We start from the raw sequence: 22,335 nt of genomic DNA on the forward strand, positions 1-22,335 counted from the left end.
GGCTCCGGTTACAAGTAAGGCTGCACTCGATCGATCAACTGCGCCGCTTGCATCACTCCCTCAATGCGATCGACCTCAGCGCCATTTTTGAACAACACCAAAGTCGGCAAAGCATAAATGTGATGCTGCGACGCCAACTGTTCGTACTTATCGGTGTCAATTTTGACAACCATCAGCTTGTCTTTCATCTGACCACTCACTTGCTCCAAAATCGGTGCCATCATCTGACAAGGCCCGCACCAAGTAGCGTAAAAATCTACCAACACCGGCAAGTCAGAGCCGGATAGTAACTCTTCAAAACTGCTGAACTGTTTTTGAACTGCCATAAGACAAAATAATTTTTTGGGTTCTGGCTCGATTTTAGTGCAAAATTCTCTGGTAGATTGCGAGGATACAATTATGGAATTATTACCAGAGACTTTTCAGAGATTGCGGGGTCAAGTTGCTGTCGTGACCGGTGCGTCGCGGGGAATCGGCCGCGCCGTTGCTTTAGCCCTAGCGGCAGAAGGCGCTAAAGTCGCCGTCAACTATGCGAGTTCGAGTGCTGCTGCTGATGAGGTGGTAGCAGAAATAGTCGGTGCTGGAGGAGAAGCTGTCGCACTTGCAGCAGATGTCTCGAAAACTGACCAAGTAGATTTACTCACCAGTAATGTCATGGAAAAATGGGGACGGATTGACATTTTGGTGAACAATGCAGGCATTACTCGGGATACTTTGCTGCTGCGGATGAAGTTGGAAGATTGGCAAGCGGTAATTGATTTGAATCTAACCGGCGTGTTTTTGTGTGCGAAAGCGGCTAGTAAAATCATGCTGAAACAGCGAAGCGGCCGAATTATTAATATTGCTTCGGTTGCTGGGCAAATGGGCAATCCCGGACAAGCTAATTACAGTGCGGCGAAGGCTGGGGTAATTGGGTTTACTAAAACTGTGGCGAAGGAGTTGGCCAGTCGCGGGATTACTGTGAATGCAGTTGCACCGGGTTTTATCACTACAGATATGACTAAGGATGTCAAGTCTGATGACATTTTGAAGTATATTCCCTTGGGGAGATATGGGGAAGTTGAGGAAGTTGCGGGGATGGTGAAGTTTTTGGCGGCGGATGCGGCTGCGGCTTATATAACGGGGCAGGTTTTTAATGTGGATGGGGGGATGGTAATGGCTTAGGATTTCGGGATTTTTTTAACCGCAGATATCGCACAGGCAAGATGCCTGTGCCACGATGAAAGCGGATATCTGCGGTTAATAATTACTTTAAGGTGGCACACAACTGACTGAGCACTTTTTTGTATTTGGCAATGCGTTGAAAATCTGCCTCTGTCGGATTGGCGATGCGACGAAGATCGAGATTATGAGTAACATCAGCGATTTTGACTCGCAGTGCGATCGGGTTGCCAATCACACGTTCTAAATAAGCTGCATAAGCTTCTCCTTCTATTTTGGTAATCGCCTCTATCGCCGAGACGATAACTTCAGGAAAACCTTCGCTTTTAAGTTGCTCAAGTGTCAGTTCAGAATCTTCGACCGCATCGTGTAGAACCGCTACGATTTTTTGCTCTAGAGAATTTACATTTTCCATCACAAATAGCGGATGATCGAGATAGGGATTGCCTGCCTTATCAACCTGCCCCTCATGAGCTTTTGCGGCGATCGCGATCGCTCGTTGTAGTAATGATTCGTAATCTGAATTCATATTTGACAACATAGTAAAGAAGTTCTCTATTAAAGTTTCAGTCTCCTCGCGGGCAAAAGGTAGTGTGGGAGTTTTTATTGTAAATATTCCTGCAACCATTTCCAAGCCATTTGAGTACCTTCCCCTGCATTGACTTTCTCGAAATCTACATCTTTTCTCAAAACTACCAAACCCACACCTTCTTTGATTTCTATTTTATCACAATCGCTAACTGTAGCCAAAAAAAGGTGGTTATTTTGTAAAATTTTTCTATCTTTGTGGGTCTTTTGGTGAGTAAAAGTTGTGATAAACTCCATTTTGTAATCATTGGTTGTGAGGCAAGTTTCTTCCTCCATTTCTCGCAGGGCTGCCTGCTGTGGACTTTCTCCAAGGTCCACGCCACCACCAAAAGTAGAAAGCATTCCTTGACTAGCAATACCGGGAATATTATCTCGCAGTTGGGCCCCAATCTGACCGTTGGGGAGCATGAGAAAAATGCGAACTATTGACTGAGGAATATTCATCTTCTCCAGGGAATAACAAAACTCAAAAAAGTTTCTCTAGAGTTTTCTAATTTGACTCCAGATTTTCCTAATCCAATTGTACGGGGCAGCATACAAAGCCAAAAATTTATTGACAAAACTTTGCCAAATAAAACCTTCCCTTACCTCAGAAACTTCTTCGATTTCCACGGGCAGCGGCGGCATCCAGACTACTTCATACAGCGGATATTCGCCACTTTTCCCCGGAATTGGCACGGATACGCACCGATCGACGATCGCCAATGCCTTAACTTCCTGATAAGTCTCCTCGGAAATCAGTAAACTTGTTCCCACTTGCTTGTTAGCAGCCTCGATCCGGCTGGCCAAATTCACTGCATCCCCGATCGCCGTAACTGTCTGACTCTTCGACGCGCCCAACTTCCCCACAACCACGCAGCCGCAGTGAATCCCAATCCCAATCCGCAATCGGTGACGGTATAAAGTCTCAAAATAAGGATTGAGTTTCTCTAGTTCCTCCAGCATCTCCACCCCAGCCCTCACTGCTTGTTCCGCCGCTTTGTCGGGATTTTCCAACCCAAACAGCGCCATAAAACCATCTCCCATGTAATTATTAATCATCCCGCCATTGCGGTTGATCACATAACCCATTTTTTGGAAATAGCGATTTAAAACATAAATTACATCGTAGGGCAACAGCGACTCTGCAAACGTAGTAAACCCTCGAATATCGGCAAACAAAATTGCAATTTTCTTCTCTTGCCCGACAGGAGCAGAAATTGACTTTCCTGCCATTTCGTCGTTAAATGATTCCAAGTCTTCAGAATCGATCGCCAATCGGCGCAAAATCACCTTGCCGCCCGCAACCTGTGTCTGACAAGCTAGCCTAATTTCCGGTTCTAAACGCAATTTTTTGGCAAGTTCCTCTTCCGGCGAAGTGCGCGGAGAGCAAAATTCCAAACCTTCGACAATCAATACCCGGCAAGTCGAACATCGAGCACTACCGCCGCAGATGTGGGTGTGGGGAATGTCGGCACGCAGGGAAGCTTCGAGAATTATATCGTCGTCGTCTATCTCGATCGTGCGATCGTCCGGCAGATAGTGAATCTGTGGCATATTTGGCGCGTCTAGCTAATTAGCGAGGAATCTCGCGGACATCTGTTATTGCAGCGAACCTGTATGCAAACCCGGTTTCTGGGCATTTTTTCTGTATCCCTGATTCCTTAACTATAAGTCGCGATCGGCATTTGCTTCTCGTTGCGTCAGCTCAAGCGCCCAACTGACACCAGTTTAAAAAAAGAATGCAACTCTAGGCAATAGTCCAACCCTTAGCTCATCAGTCATTCCCAATTCTCAAATCTAAAATGTATAACTGAGCACTAAAATTTTCCTCGCACCGTGAAAATACCCCTATTCAAGCTGTAGAGTTAATCTAAGATCTAAAATCTAAGATCTCAAATAAACTGACATAATTCTTAATAAAATTATTATCGCCCAAACCCCGATAAATCCGTTATCAAATCCCCTTCAACCGCCATATATTTTTAGGATTTTGCGAAATTTTGCTGTGCCAACCTTACTTGGCAATAGTTTCAGCTTTTTTGCTCTCTAACCACCAGCCAATTTTCGTGAGATAGAATAGCAGCATCTTTAAAACCAGTATAAGTATGACTTCATCAACAGCCCTACAAAACCTCGAAAAGCACATTCCTCTCGTGGGAGATGTGCATACCAAAAGTCCGATCGCTTACGGAGCAACCCGCCTCGCAGTCAGTGCAGTTAACACGGTGCAAATGGCAGTAGCAGAGTCTTACATCAACGGATTAGAAGTCCCAGATTCAGTATTGCGATCGCTTTTTGATACCTGTATGCCCGTCTTTTTTAAGCATTTTCCCTCCCTGCTTGCACCCTACGAATGGGTACTAACAGAAACAGACCATACAGCCGAAGGATCGCAAGATTTAATGAAAATTCAGTACGACTTGCCTCAAGCCATGCTGAATCCGATGTTAGGCGACGGGAAACTCATTTATCCTAAATACAGCATGGGATTGTGGGAAAAAGGAGCCACCAACCTTGAACAATCGCAAATGCAGATGATTGATGATGTTATTGAAAAGCTAGAGATTCAGGATGGCGATCACATTTTAGACTTTGGTTGTGGTTGGGGTTGCGTTCCCAATTACATTCTTTCCAAATTCCCTAATGTCGAGTTTACTGGCATTAACCTCAGCCACCACCAATGCGAGTATATGCGTCAGAAGATGCAAGACCCCGAAAGCTACCTTAGTTCCGGTCGATTTGCCCTATATGAAAGCGATTTGAACGACGCCAACTTCGAGACAAAATTTGACAAAATTCTCTCCATCGGAGTTTTTGAGCATGTAGGTAATTTAACGAAGGCTTTCCAAAAGCTCGCCTCTTTCCTGAAGGATAACGGCAAAGTTTTCATTCATATCATCACAGTTCGCACCCCCAACAATATATCCAGCGTTTTCACCCACAAATACATTTTCCCCCACGGCCGTTACTGGAAATACGATGCCGTTCCCAGCCACAATAAAGACCTCAAAACAGTTCAAAGATGGTATATCAACGGATACAATTACTCCACAACCTTTGCTAACTGGCTGAAAAACTTTGACGATTCTCAAGCAATAGTCAAAGATTTAGACTACGGCATTGACTATGCCAAATTTCGCCGCATCTGGCGGTTTTACTTAATTTGGTTTGTGGCTAATTTCGCGAGTTGCGACGGCGAATATAACGGCAACGGTCAATATTTAATGACTCATGCCTAATCGCTAATCCGTAGGCCCCGCTCAAAAAACCGAACACCCCGAACCCCGACATCTCAAAGAAGTCGGGGTTCTTGAGTGCGAGCTACTTATAGGGAGAATGAAACCTTTCAACCTAGATTTAGGGCGCTCGAAAAGTGTTGCCTTCTTTTGAGGAATTTTTCTGAGTTTAAAAAAATCCGGAATAAGATTATTGCTCGGTGAATAAGACTTATATCAAGCGTGATCATGCACAATACTTTTTAAATTCCATCCTCGATCGGTAGTGATGCTATCCGGCTTTTTACTACCGAAAAAGGGTTAATCTATACAATGGTAGACAATATGAAACCTTCTCTTCCTCAAGACGATCCGAACCAAGAACAGCGCCGTGATTCCTTGAATCGCCAGCAACAAGCTTATCAGTTTGACCATGAGAGTTTATCACCTTTGGCATTATTGAAAGATGTGCCACCAGCCGAGAACTTTTCGAGCAAGTATATTGGAGAGCGGATACTAGCAACATCGGAACTTCCAGGAAATATGCTGGCGGCCGATTCGAGAAGTTTTCTCGATCCTCTCGACGACCTCCAAGACTATGAAGATTTGTTTACTCTGCTGCCGCTACCTGCTGTTGCCAAAATCTACCAAACCGATCGCTCTTTTGCAGAACAGCGCCTGTCTGGAGCAAATCCGATGATGCTTCGTTTGTTAGATGCCGGCGATCCTCGGGCGCAAACACTGGCACAAATTTCCAGCTTTCACCCATTATTCGATCTGGGCCAAGAGTTGCAACAAAAAAACATTTACATTGCCGATTATACGGGTAGCGACCAACACTATCGCGCGCCTTCAAAAATTGGAGGCGGCAGCTATGAAAAAGGCAGAAAATTCTTGCCAAAACCGCGAGCTTTTTTCGCTTGGCGGTGGACGGGAATCCGCGATCGCGGTGAACTGGTGCCGATCGCCATTCAACTAGATCCGACGCCAAATAGCCATCTTTACACCCCGTTCGATCCTCCTGTGGATTGGCTGTTTGCCAAACTCTGCGTGCAAGTAGCAGATGCCAATCACCACGAAATGAGTTCGCATTTAGGTCGAACTCATCTGGTGATGGAACCAATCGCGATCGTCACCGCCCGACAGTTGGCTAAAAATCACCCCCTTAGCCTGCTGCTGAAACCGCACTTTCGGTTTATGTTGACTAACAACGAGCTGGCGCGTTCTTATTTGATCGCTCCGGGCGGGCCAGTCGATGACTTGCTAAGCGGTAGCTTGCCAGAGACAATGGAAATAGCTAGAGAGGCTTGCAGTAACTGGAGTCTGGATCAATTTGCCTTCCCAACCGAACTGAAAAATCGGGGCATGGACGATCCAAATCAACTGCCTCACTATCCTTACCGAGATGATGGATTACTGCTGTGGAATGCGATCGAAACCTTTGTATGTGGCTATCTCAAATTCTTTTACCCGACAAATGAAGCACTCGTCCAAGATGTGGAACTGCAAACTTGGGCTCAAGAATTAGCCTCGAATGAGGGCGGTAAAGTCAAAGGAATGCCCAGCAAAATAGACACAGTTGAACAATTAATTAAAATTGTCACAACCATAATTTTTACCTGCGGCCCGCAGCATTCAGCAGTCAATTTTCCCCAGTATGAATACATGAGTTTTTCTGCCAATATGCCTTTGGCAGCATACCGGGACATTCCCAAAATTAATGCTTCTGGGACTCTCGAAGTGATTACGGAAAAGGACATTTTACGGTTGCTTCCTCCGTACAAGCGAGCGGCTGAACAACTGAAAATTCTGTTTATTTTGTCAGCTTATCGATATGACCGTTTGGGTTATTACGATAAATCTTTCCGAGAACTCTACCGGATGAGTTTCGACGAAGTTTTTGCGGGAACGCCGATCGAATTTTTAGCCAGACAGTTCCAGCAAAATTTGAATATGGCTGAACAGAAGATTGATGCTAACAATCAAAAACGAGTCATCCCTTATTTGGCTCTCAAGCCTTCGTTGGTACTCAATAGCATCAGTATGTAGAATTGTATTTTTTGGGGCGGGCGAGACGCCCACCCCACAAGAAAATTCATTCTTTGTGGAACAGGCCGGAAAGCCTGTTCTTAAGCATGGTTCAAGATGTGAGTTGCAATGCTAATTCTCAGCTTTTATAGTCTTCAACAATCGAGCAATTCACGCACATTGTACCAGAGGAATCAGAGAAGGTGACTTCATCTTGATAATGCCGGGGTGTTTGCATCAGCAATCGCCAAGCTTTACCAGCCTCTATTAAATTCATGCGCTCGGGATAGTGAATTTGCAACAACTCTTGCACCATCGGATAATAGTTTGAGTTGATGCTGGGGAAAATATGATGCTCTGTGTGGTAAGAAAAATTCAAGTGCAGCAGGTCAAATATTTTAGGAACCCGCACTGACATACTGTTGATCAGCGGGTCATTAATGGCGGTCATCCGGCAACCCATGTGGTTGGTATAGATGTAAAACATTGCGCCTGCATGACCAATTGCGATCGGCAAAAAGTAGGCGAGAGCGATTTTGAGCGGATGAAAATTTAGGTAGAACAAAATGCTGGCATGAATTCCTAAAATTCCCAGACATTCAAATGCGATTGTCAATCTATCTTTAGGACTAACTGTAAAGGCAGCCGGTACGTAATCGACAGATTTATCGTTAAAGAACAGTACCGAGGTGAGATTGCGGAAATTATGCACTAACCACGAACCGGCCATCCCTACAATTAACCACACCGGATTGACTTCCACCGACGGTACAAATAGATTTTGAATCCATTTTCCCCAAGTATCTGGTTGCTGGTAGAGATAGTTGCGATCGGGGTCTGCTAAAGAATTCGTGTTATTGTGATGTACAAGGTTGTGCAGATTTTTCCACTGAGTAGGCGGCATAAACAGCATACTTAGTCCCAAAAAGGCGATCGGATAAGTGAAGCGCGACTTTTTCTGAACGCTACCGTGCATCAAATCGTGGGAGCTAAATAGCAAAACTATGATACTATTGCCCATGATGACGGCTAAGGGTAAGTAAAGCCCTAAAAGATAGACAGGCCAGCGATCGAGATTAGCAGCAATTCCCCACCCCAGCAATAAAATAGCAGCGTTGATGAATAGTATTGCTAACTTGCTGGTATCTGGTTCAAAGGCATCTGACGGCAGCAGCGGACGCAATTTTTTTATATATAGCGAGTGGTTAATTAGCGTTTCTTTTCCTAAAGTCGGCGTTGCCGTCTTGTCTAAAGTATTGAGTAATTTTTCTGATTTCATGTGATCGCTAAGAGTATTTTCATGTGACTTAATAAGTTTCTAAATTTAATTAGATCCCGTACCCGATTTTAGATTGAACCCACACATAAATCCGGCGGCTTATTGTTAGGATGCGGAGATTTTTTTTGTCTCCACTGCGGCTATCCGGGAGCTGGTGATCAAATTGCTTTATATCAAGGCTGCCTGATTGTTCTACCCAGATATTATTGTATCCTATAAAAATATTTTTGGACAACTATTAAAGGCTTACGCATCGATAATAGTCTCCCACTTTTCAGTTTGGTTTAATCCCAATAACCAATCCTAAATAACCTATAAGATTAAAAAAGTCCGTTTCCCTGAACAATTTCTTTAATTGTCGTCAGCGTATCTAACCCGATCAATCCCCGACGATAACCTTTTTGGTTGGACATTCCCAAAAATATCGCATCTCCCCGATTTTGATAACGCCAAAACCGAGGTGAGGCATTAATAAAAGTTGAGGCGCTGTTAACATCCAGAGCAAATTGGCGACTTTCTAAGTAAGATTCAGTGGCGATGCAGTCAGCGTGGCCACTGCTGTAGCGGTTGATCCAGCCGATCGCAATCTCTAAACTATCGACAACTTTAAACGCTATGGTTTTGTTTAAATACGGTTGAGTCCACTCGTATGGTTCCGCCAGCTTCAAGTCTGGGAAATCTGCGACAAGATCCGCATCTGCGCTAATTTGAAAGCCTTTTTCTTTTAAACTGTTCCACAGCCTAACTAAGGAAGAAGGCTTTTGGTTGCGATCGATCAGCACTTTCTCGATCGCATTAACAGGATCGGGAATGCTTTGATGGCTGTCCAAAATCATCCACCTTGCCATCTCCAAACTGCCAGTCGGTGACCAATAAAGGTAACAATTTCCCATTGCTGACCTCAAAACTGGTGCTGTACACAACCTTACAACCTGCTGCACCAAACTTGGTCTGCCGTAGGGAATAATTAAATTGAGATATTGGTCTTGAGTGACCAATTCTCTGATCGAAGCGCCCCGATCCGGCGGCAGTACCTGCAAACATCCCGATGGCAAACCGACCTCATCGATCGCCGAAACCAAAGCTTCTCCAATTACTGTATTAGTTTGCCAGCTTTCGCTGCCACCTTTAAGAATCAAACTGTTAGCGCTTTTGAGAGACAAACCCGCGGCAATCGCCCCCAACTCGGGAAACGCCTCGTAAATTAGAGCGATCGCCCCCAGTGGCAGCGACTGACAGTACACCTGACAGCGATCGACTTGATAAGAAGCATTGATCACCCTGCCGATCGGATCTGGCATTTCCCCCAACCGTTCCAGAATTTGCACAGTTGTCTTGATCCGTTCCGGCGTCAGCTTCAGCCACTCCACAATCAACTCGGGAATCGCCATGTCCCGACTCGCTTCTAGATCCAGAGTATTTGCTTCTAAAATGTCATTTTGTCTGCGTTTCAGCGAGCCCGCCATCGCCTGCAAAGCTGCCGCGCGATCGGCACTCTTTGTCGCAGCCAACTCCAAAGAAGCTTGATAAGCACGACGCGCGACATTTGCGGCATCTGATGAATGGGTAAAATCCTCTATTATCATCTAGCTAACGCCTATAAGCCAGCCATACCATCAGCGCCGGCAGCATTGCTAGCAGCACCGCAACCATTGCCCACAGAATAATATTCGGGCCCGGCGAGTGTAGCGCCAAGGGCAACCAAATCACTAGCGGCACCAATATCATACCCAAAGCCAGTGGCAAGTAATGGGCCTTCAAACCCGGATGCGCTCTGTTCCACTGGTTGCCCGTCCACCGCCAAGCCTGCTTGTAAGGATAGTTCGTTGATAGTTGCTCAATCACGTATCCACTTTCGTCCAATACAAATATTTGTTGACAGCGGTTGCAGCCAAAGGCTTCTGTCAACGTTATGGGAACTAGACGACCCCGGCGTCGGCAAGGACAGGGGTACTCATCGTTTAAGTCAATTTTTGGAGCTTTTTGAGATGGCACTAGCGATCGGATAAAAAAAGCGTTTTTGCAAAAATAATCGTTAACATATCCACTTAATCAAACTTGTCAATTTCGGCATACCGAGGCTTTCAACTGCCTGTTCCGAGATATGGCCCGATCGGCAATTTTGACTTGCAAGTTCTGGATTCAATCTTACCACTAACTTAGGTATTTTCAACCATCATTAGGACTATACCGAAAACTTTCTTGATATACTTTCCGGTTTCCTTGATTTTTTTATCTTCTAAAGCGGGTGACGCGATTCGAACGCGCGACATTCACCTTGGCAAGGTGACGCTCTACCACTGAGCTACACCCGCATTTCCTGCGGTATTAACAATATTGTCTCAATTCTCGAAATTTGTCAAGTCTTTTTAGTAAGTTTTTTTCACAAACCCAGTAAACCCCCCCCAAACCCACCCCCCACCTGCAATTTCAGCAGCCAGATCATTAACCAAATCAGTAATTGCCGTGAAAATTGACCGCCATCGGCCGACGGCAAAGCTACAATCAAGCTGGAATTGTGGGAGAACACTGTCATGTCAGATTTAAATCGCGGAATCATGAAGTTCAAGGGAGCTGACAGTCCTATAGCGATCGCCATTTCGGCGATTGTCATTGCCGGCGGCATCGGCTTCTTGATCTGGTGGGCGCTGCAATCAGCCTACACCTTCAGCTAACAGACTACTCAAACGTAAAACTTATAAGGTCTTGCTCAGAAGGCAGAATTTAAGAAAAATTCTGTCTTTTGCATTTTTTTGCCCTTAGTCTGGAATTGATTGCCCAGGAATGCGGATCGATTGCTGACGATCAAATGATTGCCATAAATCACCTGATCGGGCGAGTCGCTAGCATGAGCCGAGATGACTCCCCGATCAACTACTTTTGTAGTACACTTGTAAACAAAGCGCGCCGAGAGCGCAATTTTAAATGCAAGTGTTTGCAAGGGTTGTATCTCAACAAGAATTTATGGCAAGCTTTCAGGACATCTTCAAATACTACAGTCGCTACTGGAAAATCTCCGTTTACAGCATAGGCGCATCCAGCGTTTTGGCACTAGCCGATTTGCTTGTTCCCTACGCGATCGGTCAAATATTAAACGTATTGTCGGGTCAAGCTACAGATACAATAACTCAAAAACTGATAGCAGCGATCGCCTCTGTTACCCAGCACTCACCCAACAAAATATTATCGCTATCGGTCTTGCTGGGCATAATTTTTCTGGTAACAGTCGCCAAAGCACCGGTACAGCCTTGGGTGGGAAATTGGTTCCACTGGGCGATACCGTTGAGGGCAAGGCGCGATCAAATGAGAAGTGCGATCGGCAAAATCCTCACCTTACCCCTAGAATTCTACGACGAAAACAACGCCGGACGGATTGCCAGCCGCATCGCCAAAGGCATCGCCAACCATACTTGGACTTACCCAGAAATTGCCGGCGAATTCATCCCCGAAGTCGTCCGCTTAATCGGCATTTTTGCCGTTATCTGCTTAATTGAGTGGCGGATTGGCTTATTAATTTTGGTTTCATTCCTATTTATCCTCAGTTTCACCCTCAAAGGCCTGCAAGGGGTGACTGCGCGGGAAGAAATTCTGGATGAATACATCGAAGATACCGAAAGCCGCAACTCGGAAATTATCACCAACATCAAAACAGTCAAAGCTTTTGCGACAGAAAGCGATGAACTCAAAAGGCAAACCACTAGACTCGATCGCGAATTAAAAGTCGTGATCAACCGCATTCACAAAGGATACGTCACCCTGGGGACATACCAGCAGACGATCGTTCAGTTGTGTTTGTTTTCAGTTCTTGGTTTTAGCCTAGCAGCCACGGTTGCAGGCAAAATTTCCCTCGGATATTTTGTTACCGTCTACACCCTGGCAAGCATGGCATATTCCCAACTGCGTCCGATTAGCATTATCGCCGAATTATTGGCGCGGCGTTATTCTTCAATGATCCGGTTCCACGAGTTTATGCAAACGCCAGACGGTGTTGATGCAGTTAATTTAGCAGAAAATGCTCGATCGGCGTCGCCTTATAAATTTACCGGCAAAGTTGAGCTCAGCGGTTTGACCTTCGGGTACGACAGTCAAAAACCCGTTTTGCAAGATGTGAATTTATTGATTCATCCCCGTCAAACTGTAGCATTAGTCGGGCGATCGGGTTCCGGAAAATCGACTTTAGTTAAACTTCTGTTTCGCTACTTTGAACCCAACTCCGGCCGCATTTTGATCGACGGCGAAGACATTCGCAGCTTAGACGTGACTCGCTACCGCCAGCGTTTAGCCATTGTCCACCAAGAAGTAGACGTTTTTAACGGTACTTTGCTGGAAAATTTGACTTACGGAAACAGAAATGCAACTTTCGAGCAAGTTGAGGATGCTTGTCGCATTGCCAAAGTAGACGATTTTGTGCGGCTGTTGCCCCAAGGTTACTATACCGTGGTCGGAGAGAGAGGAATGCGGTTGTCCGGCGGTCAGCGGCAGCGGTTGGGGATTGCCAGGGCGCTGTTGGTGGAGCCGGATGTGTTAATTTTTGATGAGGCTACTTCTAGTTTGGACTATGAGTCCGAGCGATCGATCCAGCTAGCCATGCAAAATATCCTCGGTACGCGCACCACCATCATTATTGCCCACAGACTCAGTACAATTCGCGAAGCCGATACGATCGTCGTACTCGACGGCGGTAGAATCGTCGAAATTGGCAGCCACGAAGAACTCTTAAGCCAACAAGGCATTTACCGCCGCCTGCACTCCCTGCAAGAAACCGGAGAATTACTGCATTAGGGATTTGGGCTAAGTCTAGACTTAGGGTGCTCCGGGCGGGCACCCAGCCTAGACGTAGCAATGCACACCTTAAACAGTGTTCAAATTTCCCGTCGGCCGCTAACTAACTTATGTGTTCTAAACTTAATGATTAGAGTTTTAAATATAATGTTGCAAATAAAGATTCTGGTGCTAGGATATATAACTGTGATAGAAATGGGTCGATGCCCGAGCGGTTAATGGGGGCGGACTGTAAATCCGCTGGCTACGCCTACGCTAGTTCAAATCTAGCTCGGCCCACCTCAATTTAATAAAAAGTTAAAATTTAAGAATTAAAAATTAATTTTTTAATTGGAGGTTCTTAATTTTTTATGCCCGTGTAACTCAGTGGTAGAGTACCTCCTTGGTAAGGAGGAAGTCACGAGTTCAAATCTCGTCACGGGCTTTCTAGTCTATGCTATATCCATCAAGGGTTTCAGGTTCATCGCACATCAAGAAGGTTAGTTTTACGATCAACTTTCGTGCTGATGGTTTTCTAATATTTCCAAAACGACTTCCATATCTGCCAAGTGCGCCCTCAACTTTTTGCGTCTGGCTTTTAACTGATTGAGCAGGTCGGCCTGCTCTGAAAATTCTGCGACTGCCGGAGAAACTTTGTTGCTATCTTTGGTAGTGTTGGGGCTGTTAATTAATATCGATCGTACCCATAGTTTAGCTCGTAAGCACGGTTTTGACATCACTGTTAGTCGCTGGCAGTATGGCTAGTTGAGAGTTGAGAATGGTGTCACCTCTCAGTTCCACCGGAGATGTTGCACCAATATCAATAATCCTTTTTTGGGCGGGATCTCCTGCCCAACCCCTACTCCCCACAAGAAAACTTATTCTTTGTGGAACAGGCCCGAAAGCCTGTTCTTGAGAATGGTGTAACCTCTCACTTCCAACCGACTTTAGCTATGAGACTGGGGTTTCAACCCCCGGCGGACACTGCCACAAACTCATCACAATATTGTACCCGTATCGAAATCCCCGACTTCTTCAAGAAATCGTGAATCTAATCATCCTCATCCAATCCCAGTGGCACAAAATATTGACTGTAAACCACACTATCCGGCTCCCAAAGAGGCCGCCAATAAACATTTTGCATCACCGCTTTCTCTCCATCACCCTCAGCAGGCCACTGAAAACTGACGATCGCAATATTGCTATATCCCACAATCTCATCACCCTCTTGCAGCCAGCGATTGCGCCACAACAGCGATATAAAATTCCACAACCTACGCAGGAATGACAATTGTTTATTTTTATGCGATCTATCTGACGCAGTTCCCTTTTCTAGCAGCAAAAATACCCGAGCTCTTTGCCGTTTAATCCAGTCAATCCGATAGCCCCAATCAGGCAGAGATTGTCTATTCCTGAGAGCCGCCGCCATAGCTTTCTTTCGGCCACCCCTCGAAATCTTCATTAATTCCAGTGGCTCATTCCATCCCAAACATTCGTGGGATCGCTCAGGAAACAGCGACTTAATTTTAGTATGAACTAAATGCGTTTTCCACTCCTCATTGATCAAAGCACTAGCAGTCAACTGCGCCAACACAGAATTTTGACAATTTGACTTATAATTCGCCCCCTTCAAAGGCTCAATATTCGATCGAGAATCGCCAAAATGACAATCCGACCAATAACTCAGTCGCACAGCAGCAGCATAGTGAATATCCCCGGTCAACACAATCACCCGATCGCGCTGCTTAAAAAACTCCGACAACAGCTTTACAAAAGCTAACTCATGAAAATTCCAAGCATCCCCTGCATCACTATTAAAAACCTTCCCCTGTTCCACATCCCACTTTTGCACCGCATCAATAATCCACAGACCCACCAAATTTGTTGGTACAACTACCAGCGTCGCCTCAATCTCAAACTCCCCTGTTTTATTCAGCAAATCAGTCTCCTTAAAAGGTTTCTGAATTTGCTCCTCAAAACCTTTGTGAGTCAAAAGCATGGGCGGATCGATTGCGCTTTTCACCGGATACCCCCGCCAACTCCGCGTATCCAGCACAATCACCTCGTGCTTAAAACTTCTCACATTAAAATGCCAATTCAAAACCTCACTTACACCCTCCTCATCTCGATCCAAAATAAAAACATCTTCATCTAATTTCAACTTAGGCAAATGAGTTTTCGGATCGAGTCTGGGAATTCCCAAATACGAAGCCGCCTCCTCCCAAGCAGAAACATCATTCCCCGCCGAATTCGACCATTTTTCAGCAGTTGTTAATAATTTATCTCCCGGTTTTTCGCGATCGAACTGTGCAGGCGTATTTCCCCACGCCTGAAACACAGCGTAAGCCAGCAAAGCATTCTGCACCACCCGCCGTCCCAGCGGCTTTCCCAGCACTCGGTAACACCACTCTCGATTCAAATACAAATCGTCGCTAACATCATGGTCGTCGCAAATCATATAAGTAGGAATATTCGCTAGCGCCCTCCTCACCCTCCACAAATTGCGAGCAAAACCGTCAAGTTCAACAACTTCTCTATCCCAGACTTTTGCCTGCTTAGAATTTGGGCACATATCCTTACCCTTCGGAAAACTCGTACACCAGAGTACCGGCGACCAAACTAACAAATACATCGCATAATATTCGCCCAAGCTAAACAAGTGACTTTTAGCATTGTTGGGTTTATTTACCAACATCGCCGTAAAGCCGCCAAAATCTCTGGCAATATCGCTGCGAGTCCCCGGCTGTAACTCAATTGGTTTTTTGGACTCATACTCAGCATCAGACGGTTCCTGAATTGGCGACTCTCTAAAAATTTCCCTCTCTTGGCCCAGTGCAGTTTCGTTTTGCGAATTTTTAGGTATACTGATACACAAATTCTTTTTTATTTGGGCATCATCCATCAGGGGTAGACTCTCTTCCCAGCCCAACAGTGTATCGCCAGCATCAGTCAGGGCCCACAGCATGGCATCGGCAACGTCGTCGCCGTAAATTTGGTCGCCCGTTAAAAACAGTTGATGGGGCCTGCTATTTGCCGTTCCTGCAAACTGTTCGATCGAATTATCCAAGATAGGCAGCGCATCTCTGCCGTCTCCGTGGGGCTTGCGACAAGAACCGTGAACGATACGCAAATAGTTTAAATCGTTCGGTGGCAGGGCAAAAGTCGGCAACTGGTGAGCGAAATAACTAATCGTCCCCGGCCCCAAAGCCGATAAATCAGGGGCGGCAGGCCACAGGCAAGAAATGAGATTTTCTTTCTCATTTTCTGGGACTGCACCCGCCGACGGCGACTCGCTACTCGCAGCAAACTCGATGTTATAAGCATAAATTTGCCCCGATGTCAAGACATTGGTGTTAATTGGTTTAGCAGTCACCGCGACTACGTGCAGGTATTTGCCGAGCTGCACGGTAGAGTTCGCACCTTGGAGCAAGGGCCGATCGACAATTTCGCCGGTTCCGCCCTCAGTCGAATAAACCTTGAGTTCGACTCGGCGGGGTGCTTTCAGAGCCAGCCAAACTGTCACGGCCCGACTTTCAGTCCGGCGCAAAATCGGGCCCGCAAGGATAAGCGGCAAGTGATGAATTCGATGACTTAAGGGAGTCCACGACATAGAATTTAAAAAATAAAAATTAAATAAGGGTGTTCTAGCAATCAGATTTTAGGCGATCGAGCATCTGTCACTCGCTTAATTAATGCTAAGTCTGCCAACCCAAGTCTCCAAAATTGTAACAACTCATTAAGTAAAATTAATAATCATGCTACAAGAAGAAAAATTACAACATTTCCGAGATTTAGCCCCGCAGTTGCCCGTAATTAAATCATCAGAACCCGCCGGACGCCCTAACAGCCGACCAATCTACTCCTCGCCTTTAGATCGGGCGATCGACCGCCATCCCCTCACCGTGGCTCCACAAACCCCGATCGCCCAGGTGTTGGCTCTCATGAACCCGATGCGCGTCTCCTGTCAGCTTTGTGGCGAAAAACAAAACGCTGTTGCTAGCGCAGCCAAGCGCAGTTGCGTATTAGTCGTGGAAGATAATCGACCGATCGGCATTTTTACAGAACGGGATATCGTCAAGCTAACTACCGTCGCAGCTTGTACAGTCGGACTGACAATTGCTGACGTAATGACTCGATCGCCCATTACCCTCAAACAATCCGAGTCTCAAGATATTTTCACAGCTATGTTCACGTTGCGCCAGCACCAGATCCGGCATTTGCCCGTAGTGGACGACGACTCGCGACTTCTCGGCATTATCACCCGCGAAGCCATTCACGAAGCCCTGCAACCGATTAACTTGCTAACCAATTTGCGCTGTGCAGCAGATGTCATGACGAAAGAAGTCATTTCTGCCCCAACAACTGCCTCAGCCCTCGATTTAGCCCAGCTCATGGTCAAGCATCGAGTTAGTTCCGTCGTCATTGTCAAAGAGCAAACTCAGCATCCCGATCGGGCGATCGCACCACCACAAAATTATCAAATTCCGATCGGCATTGTCACCGAGCGCGACATCGTGCAGTTTCACGCCCTCGAGCTCAACCTCTCGGAAATCCCAGCAGCAAGGGCCATGAGTGCGCCTTTATTTTGCATATCTCCCGCCGATTCCCTGTGGAGTGTCCACCAGTCCATGCAGCGCCACTGCGTCCGCCGTTTGGTAGTAGTTGGCAGCCAGGGAGAACTTTTGGGCGTTGTGTCTCAGACAAATTTGCCGCAAGTTTTTAACCAATCTGAAATGTATGGGACGATCGAGCTGTTGCAACAAGCAGTGGACGATCGAGCCACCCAATTGCAGAAAGCCAACCAACTTTTGCAGGAAGAAATTTTAGAGAGGCAACGGGCCCAAGAAGCCCTGCGCCAAGCTCACGACGACTTAAAAAAACAAGTTGAAGAACGCACGGCTCAACTTTTAGAATCCAATGAATTGTTGAGACGGGATATTATCAAGCGCCAGAGAGTCGAAGAAGTCCTGCGGCGAAAGCAAAATTGCTTGAAAAATCAAGCACAGCAATTAGAGGAGACTGTGCGAAAGTTGCAGCAAACTCAAACTCAATTAGTGCAAACCGAAAAAATGTCTTCTTTGGGACAAATGATTGCCGGTATCGCTCACGAAATTAACAATCCTGTTAATTTTATCTACGGCAACCTTTCCCACGCCAGCCACTATATCAAAGAATTGCTCCAACTTTTGGGACTTTATCAGCAGCACTATCCGGAACCTGTCTCGGAAATTCGGGAAGCAGCAGCAGAGATGGAAATCGATTTTTTGGTAGAAGACTTATCTAAGCTAGTGTCTTCTATGCAAGTAGGAACCGAGCGCATCCGCCAAATAGTTGTGTCGATGCGTAATTTTTCCAGATCCGATCAATCTAACACCAAGCTCGTTGACATTCACGAGGGACTCGAAACTACTTTGTTGATTTTGCAGCATCGGCTCAAACCCCACGGCGGACATCCACCTATCCAGATTATTAAAGAATATGGCAATTTGCCCCACATCGAGTGCTGTGCCAGTCAGATCAATCAGGTGTTCATGAATATTATCGGCAATGCTATTGATGCTTTGGATGAAGAAATCCAGAAAGGGGAATGGGCGACGAGAAATGCGAAAAATTTACCCCCGTCTAATCCTAGTTCTCCATTGACTCTTCCCACTATTACAATTCGCACTGAAGTTGTTGGTGGCGATTTTGTGGCGATCCGCATTTCCGACAACGGGCGGGGCATACCTGATGAGATTCGCCGCCAATTATTTGACCCGTTTTTTACTACCAAACCAGTCGGCAAGGGCACTGGGTTGGGACTGTCGATTTCTTACCATTTAGTTGTCGAACAGCACGGGGGGCGGCTCGACTGCGTTTCCGAAGCTGGACGGGGCACTGAATTTGCGATCGAGATTCCGATCGTCAGTTGTCATTAGTCAGCAGTCCTAGGATTTTAGATTTTAGATTCTAGATTTTAGATTGAAAAATTGAAGAATTGGAAATGACTCATTAAGCTCGTGGTTTGGAGCACGGGCCTACAGTTGCATTCTTTTTTTCAACGGGTATCAGTAGTCATGGGGAAGACATGATATTCTCCCAATCCCCCACTCTCCCCATCCACTCTCCCTCTTCCCGACTCACTCCCCCACTCTCCAACTCCCCACCATTTCCTAAAAATTCACAATTTTTTACAAAACACCAGAAACCCCACCAAAGTCCATCTTTCCCAATCTAAAATCTCAAATCTCAAATCTAAAATCCCATAACTTTGCCCTGCCCTGACCCAACTGATCCGAACTCACTTCGAGTTGGCCTCATCCACTAGCGCCTTTATGACGGTTCCAGTTACCCGCACAAGCCATCAACTGCCTGCATCCTAGCCCCAAAGCCAAAAGCCCAGATTGTTTGAGAAGTTAATTTTTGTTTTATTTTTGTACCTGTTTTTATTAAGAAAGTATTCTAAAATTAATTTAAAATCTAAAAATAATCTAAAAATAGATTTTTATATCAAAAAACCAGTTAAGATTCCCAAAGATGCAAAATAAATCAATTTACTAGCATTTTCATTTAGACGCCCCCTTTCTTTTCATCGCAAGTTAGCTAATAATGCTTTCAACGAGGTGACTAAGGGCAGAGTCCAAAATTGGTCTAACCCAAAGACGGATACAAGCCCCAAACAAAAGTCGTCGAGAGAGAAAATTTAAGTTAGAGAAAAGCCCCAGATTCATCTGTGGAGTCCATTCTTTAATCTGAAATCTCAAATCGACTGACAGTAAGGGAATTGCAATTGGGCTATTGCAATTGGGCTATTGCAATTGGGCGAGCGAAAAAAAGCATGAAAACCCAGCCCTCATCGTTTTGATAGAAACCTATAGGAGAACCAAGAGTGAAACTAGCAGTTTACGGAAAAGGTGGAATTGGTAAATCAACAACAAGCTGCAACATCTCCGTTGCCCTAGCCAAGCGCGGCAAGAAAGTTTTGCAAATCGGTTGCGATCCAAAGCACGACAGCACATTTACCCTCACTGGCTTCTTGATCCCCACAATTATTGACACCCTTCAGCAAAAGGACTATCACTACGAAGACGTTTGGCCCGAAGATGTCATCTACAAAGGCTACGGCGGCGTTGACTGCGTAGAAGCAGGCGGCCCTCCCGCAGGAGCTGGCTGCGGCGGCTATGTAGTCGGTGAAACCGTCAAACTCCTAAAAGAACTCAATGCCTTCGACGAATACGACATCATCCTGTTCGACGTACTCGGCGACGTAGTGTGCGGCGGTTTTGCAGCCCCATTGAACTACGCCGATTACTGCATGATTGTTACCGACAACGGGTTCGACGCTTTATTTGCAGCCAACCGCATCGCCGCCTCAGTCCGCGAAAAAGCCCGCACTCACCCGTTGCGGCTCGCCGGTTTAATTGGCAACCGCACCTCAAAGCGCGACTTGATCGACAAATACATTGACTCTGTACCGATGCCGGTGCTGGAAGTGCTGCCCCTGATTGAAGACATTCGCGTTTCTCGCGTCAAAGGCAAAACATTGTTTGAGATGGCTGAAAGCGATCCTTCCCTCAACTACGTCTGCGATTACTACCTCAACATCGCTGACCAGATTTTGGCCATGCCCGAAGGAGTAGTGCCCAACGACACGCCCGATCGCGAATTATTCGCCTTACTTTCAGATTTTTATCTAAATCCAGTGCAACCGGTGGTCAAGAAGGAGGAAGATGAGCTAGACCTGATGATGGTTTAATAGGTCTAGCGATCAGGATGAGGATAAAGAGGTTATGGCTTTTTTTGATACTTTTTCAGTTGCTCTCAAACAGAAGTGGTTGGACTACTACCAGGTAAATCGGGCTTGGCTGCTCCTGCACATGACGGCTGAGAACACGGTCGCCACACCCGACGGCGGGAAAAGGCCTGTTTCTTACCTCATCCTGGGAATTGCGGCTGCCCTGGAGCCGGAACTCCAGCAATTAATGCTGCCCTTCTCAAAACTCAAGCCGGATGCAGACAGCCTGATCGAAGTGTTGGGGCTAAATTTTGACCCGGACATAGCGCTGGGTATGCCCTCAAATCTCGCGCCTCAGACGGCCGGCAAATCTCCAACACCCGCAGCAGCTCAAACTGCAACTGCTGCACCCGCAGCAGCTCAAACTGCAACTACTGCACCCGTAGCAGCTCAAACTGCAACTGCTGCACCCGTAGCAGCTCAAACTGCAACTGCTGCACCCGTAGTGGCTCAAACTGCAACTGCTGCACCCGCCGCAGCCAAATCTAATAAATTGGGCGGTGCTGCCTTAGCAGCCGGCGGAGTAGTCGCCGGAGTCGCCGGAGTCGCCGGTCTGGCAGCAGCAGCGTCAGCACTGAGCTCAGAGGAGGAATCCTTCGATGAGTTTGAGGAAGAAGCTGTTTCCGACTTCGACATGGGCGATGACGAGGAAGAAGCTGTCTCCGACTTCGACATGGGCGATGACGAGGAAGAAGTTGTCTCCGACTTCGACATGGACGATGACGAGGAAGAAGCTGTCTCCGACTTCGACATGGACGATGACGAGGAAGAAGCTGTCTCCGACTTCGACATGGATGATGACGAGGAAGAAGCCTCGGCTTTGGACGGTCTCGGTCTAGAAGACGATGAGGAAGACGCCGTATCTGACTTCGGTATGGGCGACGATGAGGAAGACGCCGTATCTGACTTTGATATGGGCGACGATGAGGAAGACGCCGTATCTGACTTTGATATGGGTGATGACGAGGAAGATGAAGCCTTGGCTTTGGGCGGTCTCGACCTCGGCGATGACGAGGAAGATGAAGCCTCGGCTTTGGGCGGTCTCGACCTCGGCGATGACGAGGAAGATGAAGCTTTGGCTTTGGGCGGTCTCGACCTCGGCGATGACGAGGAAGATGAAGCCTCACAATTTGGGACTTTGACCTCGGGAGATCTCGAATCGGGGATTTCCGATCCGTTTGGGGAAGAAGATGAAGAGTTTGTCGCCGAAGAAATACCCGATCCTTTTGGGACAGCGACCTCAGATGACCTAGACATGGATCTGGGCGACTTGGACGATGACGGTATTGACGATTTCTCTGTATCTGATGACGATGACCTCGATGATCTCGGACTCGACGATCTGGGGGAAGCAACTACCGGAGATCCTGACGAAGATGATTTAGATGCTCTAGGTCTCGGCGATTTGGATTCCGACGATGAGGATGAAGAAATTTCCGGGTTTTTATCTGATTTTAAGTGAGGTTGTTGCGATCGCCCGCATCTCTTCTAGTCTTGAAGTTTCCCGCTCTATTTGTGAGTTGTGAGTTGCGAGTTGTTAATTTTTA

18 protein-coding genes and 3 tRNA genes are annotated in these 22,335 nt (G+C 46.5%); 10 read left to right on the top strand and 11 right to left on the bottom strand.

The genetic code is table 11. The features are described from left to right. Window positions 1-8 precede the first annotated feature (8 nt). Window positions 9-326 carry a thioredoxin gene (gene trxA, locus QUA57_RS13195; RefSeq protein ID WP_015178505.1) on the bottom strand — a complete coding sequence of 106 codons (318 nt, stop codon included), beginning with the start codon at window positions 324-326 and terminating at the stop codon, window positions 9-11. A 73-nt stretch (window positions 327-399) separates the two neighbouring features. On the opposite strand from trxA, the gene fabG reads away from it, so the two are divergent. Beyond that, window positions 400-1,164: a 3-oxoacyl-[acyl-carrier-protein] reductase gene (fabG, locus tag QUA57_RS13200; RefSeq protein WP_333061353.1), complete on the top strand. Its 765-nt coding sequence runs from the start codon at window positions 400-402 to the stop codon at window positions 1,162-1,164. A gap of 82 nt (window positions 1,165-1,246) precedes the next feature. Here fabG and QUA57_RS13205 read toward each other — a convergent pair whose 3' ends face one another. The 3 genes from QUA57_RS13205 to QUA57_RS13215 form a co-directional block, all read right to left on the bottom strand. Continuing rightward, window positions 1,247-1,690: an HD domain-containing protein gene (locus QUA57_RS13205; protein WP_333061356.1), complete on the bottom strand. Its 444-nt coding sequence runs from the start codon at window positions 1,688-1,690 to the stop codon at window positions 1,247-1,249. A 74-nt stretch (window positions 1,691-1,764) separates the two neighbouring features. Next, a complete protein-coding gene (locus QUA57_RS13210; protein WP_333061357.1) occupies window positions 1,765-2,193 on the bottom strand; it encodes an NUDIX domain-containing protein in 429 nt (142 codons plus the stop codon). A 36-nt stretch (window positions 2,194-2,229) separates the two neighbouring features. Continuing rightward, the gene (locus QUA57_RS13215) at window positions 2,230-3,285 is read right to left on the bottom strand and encodes an adenylate/guanylate cyclase domain-containing protein (protein WP_333061359.1); all 1,056 of its coding nucleotides are present in this window, start codon (window positions 3,283-3,285) and stop codon (window positions 2,230-2,232) included. 551 nt (window positions 3,286-3,836) lie between these two features. Between QUA57_RS13215 and QUA57_RS13220 the strand changes: the two genes are divergently transcribed. Beyond that, window positions 3,837-4,970 carry a class I SAM-dependent methyltransferase gene (locus QUA57_RS13220; RefSeq protein WP_333061361.1) on the top strand — a complete coding sequence of 378 codons (1,134 nt, stop codon included), beginning with the start codon at window positions 3,837-3,839 and terminating at the stop codon, window positions 4,968-4,970. A 321-nt stretch (window positions 4,971-5,291) separates the two neighbouring features. Beyond that, window positions 5,292-6,995 (top strand): lipoxygenase family protein, encoded by a 1,704-nt coding sequence (locus tag QUA57_RS13225; protein ID WP_333061363.1) that lies wholly within the window; start codon window positions 5,292-5,294, stop codon window positions 6,993-6,995. Between the two features lie 118 nt (window positions 6,996-7,113). On the opposite strand, the gene QUA57_RS13230 is transcribed toward QUA57_RS13225, so the two are convergent. From QUA57_RS13230 to QUA57_RS13250, 5 genes are all read right to left on the bottom strand, one after another. Next, complete coding sequence (locus QUA57_RS13230) at window positions 7,114-8,253, bottom strand: fatty acid desaturase (RefSeq protein ID WP_333061365.1); 1,140 nt, start codon at window positions 8,251-8,253, stop codon at window positions 7,114-7,116. A 320-nt stretch (window positions 8,254-8,573) separates the two neighbouring features. Then, complete coding sequence (locus QUA57_RS13235) at window positions 8,574-9,839, bottom strand: glutamate-5-semialdehyde dehydrogenase (RefSeq protein WP_333061367.1); 1,266 nt, start codon at window positions 9,837-9,839, stop codon at window positions 8,574-8,576. 4 nt (window positions 9,840-9,843) lie between these two features. Then, window positions 9,844-10,248 carry a hypothetical protein gene (locus tag QUA57_RS13240; RefSeq protein ID WP_039888086.1) on the bottom strand — a complete coding sequence of 135 codons (405 nt, stop codon included), beginning with the start codon at window positions 10,246-10,248 and terminating at the stop codon, window positions 9,844-9,846. A 248-nt stretch (window positions 10,249-10,496) separates the two neighbouring features. Then, window positions 10,497-10,568 (bottom strand) — tRNA-Gly (locus QUA57_RS13245). A 68-nt stretch (window positions 10,569-10,636) separates the two neighbouring features. Further along, window positions 10,637-10,789, bottom strand: a complete 153-nt coding sequence (locus QUA57_RS13250; RefSeq protein WP_333061368.1) for a hypothetical protein — start codon at window positions 10,787-10,789, stop codon at window positions 10,637-10,639. On the opposite strand from QUA57_RS13250, the gene QUA57_RS13255 reads away from it, so the two are divergent. From QUA57_RS13255 to QUA57_RS13270, 4 genes are all read left to right on the top strand, one after another. Beyond that, window positions 10,788-10,928: a hypothetical protein gene (locus QUA57_RS13255; protein WP_172188980.1), complete on the top strand. Its 141-nt coding sequence runs from the start codon at window positions 10,788-10,790 to the stop codon at window positions 10,926-10,928. The two genes, QUA57_RS13250 and QUA57_RS13255, sit on opposite strands and share 2 nt — an antisense overlap. 289 nt (window positions 10,929-11,217) lie before the next feature. Then, a complete protein-coding gene (locus QUA57_RS13260) occupies window positions 11,218-13,035 on the top strand; it encodes an ABC transporter ATP-binding protein (RefSeq protein ID WP_333061369.1) in 1,818 nt (605 codons plus the stop codon). 197 nt (window positions 13,036-13,232) lie between these two features. Continuing rightward, window positions 13,233-13,314, top strand: a tRNA-Tyr gene (locus QUA57_RS13265). Window positions 13,315-13,387: 73 nt separating this feature from the next. Next, window positions 13,388-13,459, top strand: a tRNA-Thr gene (locus tag QUA57_RS13270). Window positions 13,460-13,526: 67 nt separating this feature from the next. On the opposite strand, the gene QUA57_RS13275 is transcribed toward QUA57_RS13270, so the two are convergent. Both QUA57_RS13275 and QUA57_RS13280 read right to left on the bottom strand, forming a co-directional pair. Continuing rightward, window positions 13,527-13,751, bottom strand: coding sequence for a hypothetical protein (locus QUA57_RS13275; RefSeq protein WP_333061370.1), 225 nt, complete (start codon window positions 13,749-13,751; stop codon window positions 13,527-13,529). A gap of 314 nt (window positions 13,752-14,065) precedes the next feature. Further along, entirely contained in the window at window positions 14,066-16,624 is a 2,559-nt protein-coding gene (locus QUA57_RS13280) for a PhoD-like phosphatase (RefSeq protein WP_333061371.1), read from the bottom strand. A gap of 145 nt (window positions 16,625-16,769) precedes the next feature. Here QUA57_RS13280 and QUA57_RS13285 point away from each other — a divergent pair, with 145 nt between their 5' ends. The 3 genes from QUA57_RS13285 (at window position 16,770) to QUA57_RS13295 (ending at window position 22,250) form a co-directional block, all read left to right on the top strand. Beyond that, on the top strand, window positions 16,770-18,932 hold the full coding sequence (locus QUA57_RS13285; RefSeq protein WP_333061372.1) for a CBS domain-containing protein: 2,163 nt from the start codon (window positions 16,770-16,772) through the stop codon (window positions 18,930-18,932). A gap of 950 nt (window positions 18,933-19,882) precedes the next feature. After that, the gene (gene bchL / locus QUA57_RS13290; protein WP_006634709.1) at window positions 19,883-20,749 is read left to right on the top strand and encodes a ferredoxin:protochlorophyllide reductase (ATP-dependent) iron-sulfur ATP-binding protein; all 867 of its coding nucleotides are present in this window, start codon (window positions 19,883-19,885) and stop codon (window positions 20,747-20,749) included. Window positions 20,750-20,783: 34 nt separating this feature from the next. Beyond that, window positions 20,784-22,250, top strand: coding sequence for a DUF5331 domain-containing protein (locus tag QUA57_RS13295; RefSeq protein ID WP_333061373.1), 1,467 nt, complete (start codon window positions 20,784-20,786; stop codon window positions 22,248-22,250). Window positions 22,251-22,335 lie beyond the last annotated feature (85 nt).

The organism is Microcoleus sp. Pol7_B2, assembly GCF_036701035.1.
Taxonomy (GTDB): domain Bacteria; phylum Cyanobacteriota; class Cyanobacteriia; order Cyanobacteriales; family Microcoleaceae; genus Microcoleus.

Coding starts and splice junctions, on each gene's coding strand:
- QUA57_RS13285 (WP_333061372.1), top strand. CDS start 16,770: ATGCTACAAGAAGAAAAATTACAACATTTCCGAGATTTAGCCCCGCAG.
- QUA57_RS13255 (WP_172188980.1), top strand. CDS start 10,788: ATGTCAGATTTAAATCGCGGAATCATGAAGTTCAAGGGAGCTGACAGT.
- QUA57_RS13215 (WP_333061359.1), bottom strand. CDS start 3,285: ATGCCACAGATTCACTATCTGCCGGACGATCGCACGATCGAGATAGAC.
- QUA57_RS13260 (WP_333061369.1), top strand. CDS start 11,218: ATGGCAAGCTTTCAGGACATCTTCAAATACTACAGTCGCTACTGGAAA.
- QUA57_RS13280 (WP_333061371.1), bottom strand. CDS start 16,624: ATGTCGTGGACTCCCTTAAGTCATCGAATTCATCACTTGCCGCTTATC.
- QUA57_RS13220 (WP_333061361.1), top strand. CDS start 3,837: ATGACTTCATCAACAGCCCTACAAAACCTCGAAAAGCACATTCCTCTC.
- fabG (WP_333061353.1), top strand. CDS start 400: ATGGAATTATTACCAGAGACTTTTCAGAGATTGCGGGGTCAAGTTGCT.
- QUA57_RS13295 (WP_333061373.1), top strand. CDS start 20,784: ATGGCTTTTTTTGATACTTTTTCAGTTGCTCTCAAACAGAAGTGGTTG.
- QUA57_RS13230 (WP_333061365.1), bottom strand. CDS start 8,253: ATGAAATCAGAAAAATTACTCAATACTTTAGACAAGACGGCAACGCCG.
- trxA (WP_015178505.1), bottom strand. CDS start 326: ATGGCAGTTCAAAAACAGTTCAGCAGTTTTGAAGAGTTACTATCCGGC.
- QUA57_RS13250 (WP_333061368.1), bottom strand. CDS start 10,789: ATGACAGTGTTCTCCCACAATTCCAGCTTGATTGTAGCTTTGCCGTCG.
- QUA57_RS13205 (WP_333061356.1), bottom strand. CDS start 1,690: ATGAATTCAGATTACGAATCATTACTACAACGAGCGATCGCGATCGCC.
- QUA57_RS13275 (WP_333061370.1), bottom strand. CDS start 13,751: ATGTCAAAACCGTGCTTACGAGCTAAACTATGGGTACGATCGATATTA.
- QUA57_RS13210 (WP_333061357.1), bottom strand. CDS start 2,193: ATGAATATTCCTCAGTCAATAGTTCGCATTTTTCTCATGCTCCCCAAC.
- QUA57_RS13225 (WP_333061363.1), top strand. CDS start 5,292: ATGAAACCTTCTCTTCCTCAAGACGATCCGAACCAAGAACAGCGCCGT.
- QUA57_RS13235 (WP_333061367.1), bottom strand. CDS start 9,839: ATGATAATAGAGGATTTTACCCATTCATCAGATGCCGCAAATGTCGCG.